We start from the raw sequence: 9,118 nt of genomic DNA on the forward strand, positions 1-9,118 counted from the left end.
GGGTAGCGTGGCCGGATGACGTCGTATCGGCCGATCGAGCAGGGGGTTGCCACCGACCTGCGGGGGGAGCTCACGTACTCGGGCTACTTGCATCTCGATGCGTTGCTGTCTGCACAGCAGCCCTTGTCCGACCACCACGACGAGATGCTGTTCATCGTCCAGCACCAGGTCACCGAGCTGTGGCTCAAGCAGCTCGTCCACGAGCTACGGTCGGCGATCGACCTGCTCACCTCCGACGACGTCGCGCCCGCGCTCAAGCGGCTCGCGCGCATCAAGGCCATCCAGAAGCAGCTGTTCGAGCAATGGTCGGTGCTCGAGACGCTCACCCCGGTTGAGTACGTGCAGTTCCGCGACCACTTGGGCAAGGCGTCCGGCTTCCAGTCACCTCAATACCGCACCGTCGAGTTCCTGCTCGGCAACAAGAACCCGGCCATGGTCGGCGTCTTCGCGCACGACGAGGCGCTGCATGCCCAGCTGTCCGCCGATCTCGCCGCACCGAGCCTGTACGACGCCTTCCTGCGACACCTCGCGCGCCACGGGCATGCGGTGCCGGCCGAGGTGCTGGAGCGCGACCTCACCCAGCCCTACGAGGCTCATCCCGGCGTCGTCGAGATGTTTCGACGCGTCTACGCCGATCCGCACGACCACTGGGAGGCCTACGAGGCGTGTGAGGAGCTCGTCGACGTCGAGGAGGGCTTCCAGCTGTGGCGGTTCCGGCACCTCAAGACCGTCGAGCGGATCATCGGGCACAAACGCGGCACAGGTGGTTCGAGCGGGGTCGATTTCCTGCGCCGAGCTCTCGACCTGACGTTCTTCCCCGAGCTGCTCGACGTGCGCACGCACATCGGCGAGTAGCTACCTGACGATGAGCCAGATGATGACTGCCACGACGACGATGCCCGCGGCCGGAAGACCGTAGCGCCGGAGCATCACCGGGAGCACATGGGACATCAGGTTCAGCTCGGCCGGTGTCGTCGGCTCGGCTGGCGTCTCCACTGCGGGCGCATCCGCCTCGCCCAGCTGATCGGCGATGCAGTCGACGAACTGGTTCAGCAGCTTGTCGCTGACGTCCTGGATGACGCCGCGCCCGAACTGTGCGGGTTTGCCGGTGATCGACAGGTCCGAGGTGACCTCGACGGCGGTGCCGTCACCATCGGCCGCCATCTTGGCCACCACCTTGACCCCGGCGGTGCCGTTGCCGCGCTTGTCCTTGCCCTTGGCCTCGATCACCGCCCGGTGCCCGGCCTCGTCGCGCTCGACGAACGTGCCGCTGCCGTTGTAGAGCATCGAGATCGGACCGAGCCTCACCTTCACCGAGCCGGCGAACTCGTCGCCCTCGACGGACGTGATCGTGGCCCCGGGAAAGCACGGCGCGACGCGCTCGAGGTCGTTGAACGCCGCCCAGGTCGTCTGCAGCGAAGCTGGGACAACGAACCTGTGGGTCAGGTCCATCAGGCGGCACCGGCCGAGCTCGAAACCACCCCGGCGGCGGTGCTCACCGCCCGACCGGTCAACACGCCGGCGAGGTGGCGCCGGAAGGCGGCGTCGCCGTTCGTGTCGGAGGGCGGGTTGGTGCCCTCCCCGGCTGACGCCGTGGCCGCCGCGATGGCGGTCTCGTCGAGCGCGCATCCGCTGAGGGCCTGCTCGACGGCGGACGCCCGGATGGGCGTGGAACCCATGTTGGTCAGGGCGATGCGGGCCTCGGCGATGCTGTCGCCCTCGACCCGGATGGCGGCGGCCACCCCGACGATCGACCACTGCTGCGCCACCCGGGTGAACTTCTGGTAGTCCGACTTCCACCCGGTCGTCTTGGGCACGCGCACGCTGGTGAGGATCTCGTCCTCACCGATGGCCGTCGTGAACAGGTCGACGAAGAACTCCGATGCCGGCACGGTTCGCCGGCCGCCCGACCCGGCGATCTCGAACTCGGCGTCGAGCGCAAGTGCTGGAGCAAGCAGATCTCCGGCCGGATCGGCGTGCGCCAGGGCGCCGCCGAACGTGCCCCGGTGGCGAACCTGCGGGTCCGCGATCGTCTGCGTCGCCTTGGCGATCAGCGCGCCGTGCTCGGCGACGAGCGGGTCGGACGCCACCACGTGGTGCGGCGTCATCGCGCCGATGACGATGGCGTCGCCGTCGTCGCTCACTCCCTGCAGCTCGGCGATGCGGCCGAGGTCGATGATCATCTCGGGAGCGGCCAGTCGGAGCCTCATCACCGGGAGCAGGCTCTGGCCCCCGGCGAGGACCTTGCCCTCGTCGCCTGCGGCGGATAGGGCTGCGAGGGCGTCGTCGACGCTGGTGGGTGCCTGGTAGTCGAACGCGGAGGGAATCACTGGACATCTCCTGTCGGGAGCGAGCCGCTGGAGTCGAGTCCGACTTGTTCGGGACTCTTCGGTTGGGTGGCCTCAGGTGTGGCACCCGAGGCTCCCTGGATGGTGGACCAGACCCGGAACGGCGAGCAGGGCATCACCATGTCGGTGACGCCGAGGTGTCGTAACGCGTCGATGACCCCGTTGACGATCGCCGGTGTCGACGCGATCGTGCCGGCCTCGCCGACGCCCTTGACGCCGAGCGCGTTGGTGGTCGATGGCGTCTCCGTGCGGTCCGTGGTGAACGACGGGAGGTCCGCCGCGCTGGGAACGAGGTAGTCGACGAACGATCCGGTGACGAGCGTGCCGGCGTCGTCGTGCACGGCCTCCTCGAACAACGCCTGCGCGATGCCCTGGACAAGCCCCCCGTGCACCTGCCCTTCGACGATCATTGGGTTGATGACGTTGCCGATGTCGTCGACGCACACGTACTTCATGACCGTGGTCTCACCGGTCTCGGTGTCGACCTCCATGGCCGCGAGATGGGTGCCGTGCGGGAAGGAGAAGTTGTCCGGGTCGAACGTGGCGTCGGAGTCGAGGCTGGGCTCGAAACCGTCGGGCAGGTCGTGGGAGTGGAACGTGGCGAACGCAATGTCCCCGAGCGCCATGCCCTTGTCGGTGCCCTTCACGCCGAACTGCCCGGCGGAGAACTCGACGTCGTCGCGGTTGGCCTCCATCAGGTGTGCGGCCACCGTCTTGGCCTTCTCGATGACCTTGTCGGCCGCAGCGACGACCGCCATGCCGCCGACGACGAGCGAGCGGGACCCGTAGGTGTCCATGCCCTTCTGTGAGACCTGCGTGTCGCCGTGCAGCACCTCGACGTTCTCGAACGGCACCCCGAGGCGGTCGGCGACGATCTGGCTCCAGGCCGTTTCGTGGCCCTGGCCGTGCGGGCTCGTGCCCGTGACGACCTCGATGTTGCCGGTGGGAAGCACCCGAATCGCCGCATGCTCCCAGCCGCCGGCCACGTACGACAGCGCGCCGAGGACCCGCGACGGTGCCAGCCCGCACATCTCGGTGAACGTCGAGACGCCGATGCCGAGCTGCACGCGCTCACCGGCGTCGCGTCGCCGCTTCTGCTCCGCCCGCAGCTCGTCGTAGCCGAACAGCTCGAGTGCCTTGTCGGTGGCCGCCTCGTAGTTGCCGGAGTCGTACTCGAGCCCGGCAACCGTGCTGAACGGGAACTCGTCGTGGCCGATCCAGTTCTTGCGGCGCAGCTCGAGCGGGTCCATGCCGAGCTCGGCCGCGAGGTCGTCCATGAGGCGCTCGATGGCGAACGTGGCCTCCGGACGGCCGGCGCCGCGATACGCGTCGGTCCAGGCCTTGTTGGTGAACACGTTGGTGCACTCGAACCGGTACGCCGGGAACTTGTAGATGGCGTTGTACATGAAGGCCCCGAGGATCGGGATGCCCGACGAGACCAGGCCGAGGTAGGCACCCATGTCCGCCAGCAGTCGCACGTCGAGCGCGGTGACGGTGCCGTCCTGCGTGGCCGAGAGCCGGAGCTTCTGCACCTGGGCACGGCCGTGGTGCGCCGCCATGAGCGACTCGCTGCGGGTCTCGGTGTACTTGCACGGCAAGCCGGTCTGACGGGCGGCCATCATCGTGATGAGCTCCTCCGGCGTGACCTGCAGCTTGCCGCCGAATCCACCGCCGACGTCGGGCGCGACGACCCGCACCTTCGACTCCGGGATGGTGAGGGTCATCGACAGCAGCAGGCGCAGGATGTGCGGCACCTGCGTGGACGACCACATCGTGATCTGCTCACCGGTCGGGTCGACGACCATGGACCGCGGCTCCATGAAGGCGGGGATGAGCCGCTGCTGGTGGTACGTGCGCTCGATGACGATGTCGGCGCCACTGATCGCCTCCTCGACGTTGCCACCCGTGCCGGCCTCGGCGGAGTCGAAGATCCACGTGGCGGACTTGTTCGTCCCCAGGTCGGGGTGAGCGAGCACCTCGTCGGATGCAGCGGCCTCGATGTCGAGCACGACCGGCAGCTCGTCGTAGTCGACGTCGACGAGCTCGACGGCGTCGCGAGCCGCGGCAGCGGAACGAGCCACGATGCACGCGACGACCTCGCCGGCGAAGGCGACGCGGTCGACGGCGATCGCCGGGTGCGGCGGCGCCTTCTGGTCCTCGGTGATCGGCCAGACGTTCGGCAGGCTGCCCTGGATGTCGGCGACGTCGGCCCCGGTGATGACGGCAACCACGCCCGGCGAGGCTTTCGCCTCGTCGGTGTTGACGGCGGTGATGGTGGCATGGGCGAACGGGCTGCGGACGAGCGCGAGGTGCAGCATCCGGGGCAGCGTCATGTTGTCGGTGAAGCGGGTGCGGCCGGTGATGAGCCGGTGGTCCTCCTTGCGGCGGCGGGCGGTGCCGATCTCCGTGACGGTCATGCCGCGCCTCCCTCAGCCTTGTGCGCGCCACCAGTGCTCGCACCGGCCGCCATGACGGCCTTGACGATGTTCTGGTAGCCGGTACAGCGACACAGGTTGCCCTCGAGCCCGTCGCGGACGGTCTGTTCGTCGGGGTCCGGGTGTTCGTCGAGCACGTTGATGGCCTGCATGATCATGCCCGGCGTGCAGAACCCGCACTGCAGGGCGTGGGCCTCGTGGAATGCCTTTTGCATCGGGTGCAGCTCCCCGTCGCGCCCGTTGTTGGGAGCGAGGCCCTCGATCGTGGTGACTTCATGCCCGTCGGCCTGCACGGCCAGCATCGTGCACGCCTTGACGCTCGTGCCGTCGAGATGCACCGTGCACGCGCCGCAGTTGCTCGTGTCGCAGCCGACGAGGGTTCCGGTCTTGCCCAGCCGTTCCCGCAGGTACTGCACCAGCAGGAGTCGGGGCTCCACGTCATCGGTGTACTCGACGTCGTCGACCGTGATGGTGATGGACGTGGATGCCATGGGCAACTCTCCTCGCTCGCGGGGTTACCCCTCTTGATAGCACCGGAGTGAGCCAAGTCACAACGGTTGCAGCGAGGTTGCAGAACCGCAGGTCAGCGATGGACTCGCGAAGTCGTCTCCGTGAGCCGTTCGCCGCTGCCACCCCAGCGCTGGGCGATGATCTCCGCAGCCACCGAGACGGCGGTCTCTTCAGGGGTCCGCCCGCCGAGGTCGAGGCCGATGGGACTCGACAGTCGGTCGAGGTGCTCGTCGGTCAGACCGGCCTCGCGCAGCCGCTCGAGCCGGTCGTCATGCGTCTTGCGCGAGCCCATGGCACCGACGAAGGCCGGCTGATGGCTGCCCTCGAGCCGCAGAGCGAGGTCGAGCACGGGGACGTCGAACTTGGGGTCGTGGGTCAGCACGCAGATGACCGTGCGGTTGTCGATTCGATCGGCCTCGATCTCGCGCTGCAGGTAGTGGTGCGGCCAGGAGACGACGACGTCGTCGGCTCCGGGGAACCGGGCGCGGGTCGCGAACACCGGTCGTGCGTCGCACACGGTGACCTCGTAGCCGAGCAGCTTGCCCTGACTCGCGACGGCAGCGGCGAAGTCGATCGCGCCGAAGACGATCATCCGCGGCGGCGGCTGGAACGACGACACGAACACGCGCATGCCGGTGTCCATCCGCTCGCCCTCGGGTCCGTAGGTGACGACGTGCGAGGCGCCGGCGGCGAGCAGTCCGCGCGCGTCATCAGCGACGGCCGCGTCCGCGCGCTCGAGCCCGAGCGTGCCCTCGACCGAGTCGGGTCGCACGATGAGCCGGCGCCCGACCCAGGCCGGGTCCGGGTGCTCGATGACCGTGGCGATCGCGACGGGTCGGCCCTCGTGGACGTCCTCGGCGAGTCGCTCCAGCTCGGGGAACGTCTTGGTCGAGACCGGCTCGACGAAGATGTCGATGATGCCACCGCAGGTCAGCCCGACCGCGAACGCTTCGTCGTCGCTGTACCCGAAGCGCTGGAGCACCGGGGTGCCGTCGGCGACGACGGTCTCTGCGAGCTCGTAGACGGCTCCCTCGACGCAGCCGCCGGAGACCGATCCAACGGCGGATCCGTCCGCCATCACCAGCATGGCTGCGCCGGGCGGACGAGGCGCGGAGCGCTGGGTGCCGACGACCGTGCCGACACCGACCACCTCGTCCGCACGCCACGCCTCCATGAGCTCCGTCAGCACCTCACGCATCGGCCACCATCTCCAGCAGGTCGGCGAACGCCGCGAACGAGTGGCCCGCGACCAGGCCGTCGATGTGCGGCAGGACGGCGGCGATTCCGCCCTGGATCGGAGCGTAGCCCGCACGTCCACGGTGAGGGTTGGCCCAGACGACGGCGTGCGCGAGTCGGCTCAGGCGTTCGACCTGCTCGCCGAGCTGTTCGGGGTCGCCGCGCTCCCATCCGTCACTGGCGATCACGACGACCGCCCCGCGCGCGACACCGCGTTGACCCCATCGATCGAGGAACGCCCGCAGCACCTCGCCGAGACGAGTGCCGCCCGACCAGTCGGGCACGGTGCGTCCGGCGACGTCGAGAGCCTTCTCCGCGTCGGGGATGCGCAGCGCCGTGGTGACCCGGGTGAGCCGGGTACCGATCGTGAAGACCTCGGTCGAGCGCGGTGCGGCCATCACGACGCGGTGCGCGAGCCGCAACAAGCTGTCCGCGTACGGCTCCATCGAGCCGGAGACGTCGATGAGGAACACCACGCGGCGCGGGCGCGGACGGGGACGTCGATGTCGCATCGGCCCTGGTTCTCCGGCGCGACGCAGCTGGTCGCGCACCGTGCGGCCCGGATCGATCTCGCCACGGCGATGCGGGCGCCGACGTCGACCGGACCGCATCGGCAAACGGGCGTCGAGCCTCGAGAACATGTGGGCGAGGTGGCGACGCTCGTCGGTGGTCAGGTCGCCGACGTCGCGGTGCCGCAGGTGCTCCTCGGTGCTGGCGACCACGGCGATCACCCGGTCGTCGCCGGCTCGGTCGGCGTCGTCGTCGCCGATGGTCGACGTGGGCGCGAGCCGCCGGGGAGGCGTCGGCGCGGCGTCGTGGGGGCGTGGTTGGTCGGTGGAGAACCAGCGGTCGAAGACGGCGTCGTACACCTCGAGGTCATCCGGCCCGGCGCACAGCGTGGCGCGGCCGCTCCAGTAGACGTCGCTGCGGCTGCCGGCATCGAGGTGCGCGACCGCCTCGACGAACGCATGCGCGTGGTCGATCGGGAGCCCGGCGGCCCGCAAGGCGCGGGTGAAGCCTATGAAGACTTCGACGGGCCCATCAACCGGTGTAGTCATGCCGAGAGCATCACGTCGAGCGTGGCGCGCACCCGCTCCAGGTCCTCGCGGTACTTGCAGACGGCGCCAATGGTCGCTGCGGCGGACTCGAGGTCGAGCTCGGTGTTGCCGAGCTCGTGCAGGGCACGGGCCCAGTCGAGGGTCTCGGCCACCCCGGGCGGCTTGAGCAGCTCGTCGCTGTGTCGCAGTCGCTGGATGACGGTGACGACCTGCTCGGCCAGCGTCTCGGCCACCTCCGGGAGGCGGGCGCGCACGATCGCGGTCTCGCGCGCCAGACCCGGGTGATCGATCCAGTGGTAGAGGCAGCGCCGTTTGAGCGCGTCGTGCAGCTCGCGCGTGCGGTTGGACGTCAGCACGACGATCGGTGGCATCTCGGCGGTGATCGTGCCGAGCTCGGGGATGCTCACCTGGTGCGTCGAGAGCACCTCCAGCAGGAACGCCTCGAACTCGTCGTCCGCCCGGTCGATCTCGTCGACGAGCAGCACGGCCGGGCTCTCGCGCAGCGCGCGCAGGATCGGGCGGGCGAGCAGGAAGCGCTCGTCGAACAACGACTCCTCGAGCGCAGCCGGGTCAGCAGCCTGACCGGTGGCCTCGACGGTGCGCAGGTGGAGGATCTGCCGGGTGAAGTCCCAGTCGTAGAGCGCCTGGGACGCGTCGATGCCCTCGTAGCACTGCAGCCGGATGAGCGGCACGCCGAGCGACTCCGCGAGCGCCTCGGCCAGCGCCGTCTTGCCGGTGCCCGGCTCGCCCTCGAGCAGGAGCGGACGATGCATCGACAATGCGAGATACGTGACGGTGGAGAGCCCCTCGTCGGTGAGATAGCCGTGGTCGCCGAGGCGCGCGGCGATCTCCGCGGGCGTTCCCAGTGGGGATCTCGTCATCCATCCAGCATAGATCCGTGCCCCGTTGCAGAATCGTTCGTCTCTCCGGGCGGGCGGTCGACGTCGCGCCCGGACGCGAGGTCAGAGCAGTCGATCTCGACGACGTCGTGGCTGTCCAGGTAGTCCCTCGCGCCGTGGTCCCCGGTGACATCGGCGATCACGGCGGCCCAGTGGTTTCGCCCCATCAGGACCGGGTGACCGGGCCGACCGCCGTACGTCGCTCTCGCCAGAGCAGCGTCGTCGGCGCCGGCGATGATCCGCCTCACCACGTCGGCTCCGACGTCGGGTAGGTCCACCAGGTGCACGAGGGCGGCATCGGCGTCGCCGGCCTCGGCGAGACCGACCCGCAGTGAGGCGGCCACGCCGTCGGCCCAGTCTTCGGCGACGACGTCGCGCAACCTCTTGAGGTGGACTCGCACCTGCTCCGCCTCGGCCCCGAGGACGACGAGCACGTCGTCACATCCGCCGTCGAGCAGGACGCGAGCCGCCGTCCGGACCCAGGGCTCGCCGTTGTCGCCGATCACCAGCGCCTTCGGGCGACCCATGCGAGTGCCCGCACCGGCCGCAAGCAGCACCCCGACCACACGCGTCATGGACCCATGGTCGCACCGCGAGACAGCACGACGGCCCCGGACCGTGAGGTCCGGGGC

General features: G+C 69.5%; 9 protein-coding genes. 1 reads left to right on the top strand and 8 read right to left on the bottom strand.

Annotated features, from left to right (window positions below):
* Positions 1 to 15: 15 nt before the first annotated feature.
* Positions 16 to 855, top strand: a complete 840-nt coding sequence (gene kynA / locus ACRDPN_RS08230; protein ID WP_431446933.1) for a tryptophan 2,3-dioxygenase — start codon at positions 16 to 18, stop codon at positions 853 to 855.
* Here the strand turns inward: kynA and ACRDPN_RS08235 are convergent, their stop codons facing one another.
* The 8 genes from ACRDPN_RS08235 to ACRDPN_RS08270 form a co-directional block, all read right to left on the bottom strand.
* On the bottom strand, positions 856 to 1,452 hold the full coding sequence (locus tag ACRDPN_RS08235) for an SRPBCC family protein (protein WP_431446935.1): 597 nt from the start codon (positions 1,450 to 1,452) through the stop codon (positions 856 to 858).
* A complete protein-coding gene (locus ACRDPN_RS08240) occupies positions 1,452 to 2,330 on the bottom strand; it encodes an FAD binding domain-containing protein (protein WP_431446936.1) in 879 nt (292 codons plus the stop codon). Before ACRDPN_RS08240 ends, ACRDPN_RS08235 begins: the two co-directional genes overlap by 1 nt.
* Positions 2,327 to 4,765: a xanthine dehydrogenase family protein molybdopterin-binding subunit gene (locus ACRDPN_RS08245; protein ID WP_431446937.1), complete on the bottom strand. Its 2,439-nt coding sequence runs from the start codon at positions 4,763 to 4,765 to the stop codon at positions 2,327 to 2,329. Before ACRDPN_RS08245 ends, ACRDPN_RS08240 begins: the two co-directional genes overlap by 4 nt.
* Entirely contained in the window at positions 4,762 to 5,274 is a 513-nt protein-coding gene (locus tag ACRDPN_RS08250; protein ID WP_431446938.1) for a (2Fe-2S)-binding protein, read from the bottom strand. Before ACRDPN_RS08250 ends, ACRDPN_RS08245 begins: the two co-directional genes overlap by 4 nt.
* Before the next feature lie 92 nt (positions 5,275 to 5,366).
* Positions 5,367 to 6,491, bottom strand: coding sequence for an XdhC family protein (locus ACRDPN_RS08255; RefSeq protein WP_431446940.1), 1,125 nt, complete (start codon positions 6,489 to 6,491; stop codon positions 5,367 to 5,369).
* A complete protein-coding gene (locus tag ACRDPN_RS08260) occupies positions 6,484 to 7,587 on the bottom strand; it encodes a vWA domain-containing protein (protein WP_431446941.1) in 1,104 nt (367 codons plus the stop codon). Before ACRDPN_RS08260 ends, ACRDPN_RS08255 begins: the two co-directional genes overlap by 8 nt.
* Positions 7,584 to 8,468 carry an AAA family ATPase gene (locus ACRDPN_RS08265; protein WP_431446942.1) on the bottom strand — a complete coding sequence of 295 codons (885 nt, stop codon included), beginning with the start codon at positions 8,466 to 8,468 and terminating at the stop codon, positions 7,584 to 7,586. Before ACRDPN_RS08265 ends, ACRDPN_RS08260 begins: the two co-directional genes overlap by 4 nt.
* Positions 8,465 to 9,061: a nucleotidyltransferase family protein gene (locus ACRDPN_RS08270; protein WP_431446943.1), complete on the bottom strand. Its 597-nt coding sequence runs from the start codon at positions 9,059 to 9,061 to the stop codon at positions 8,465 to 8,467. The genes ACRDPN_RS08265 and ACRDPN_RS08270 overlap by 4 nt, the downstream gene beginning before the upstream one ends.
* Positions 9,062 to 9,118 lie beyond the last annotated feature (57 nt).

Source organism: Aeromicrobium sp. (genome assembly GCF_050700635.1).
Lineage (GTDB): Bacteria > Actinomycetota > Actinomycetes > Propionibacteriales > Nocardioidaceae > Aeromicrobium.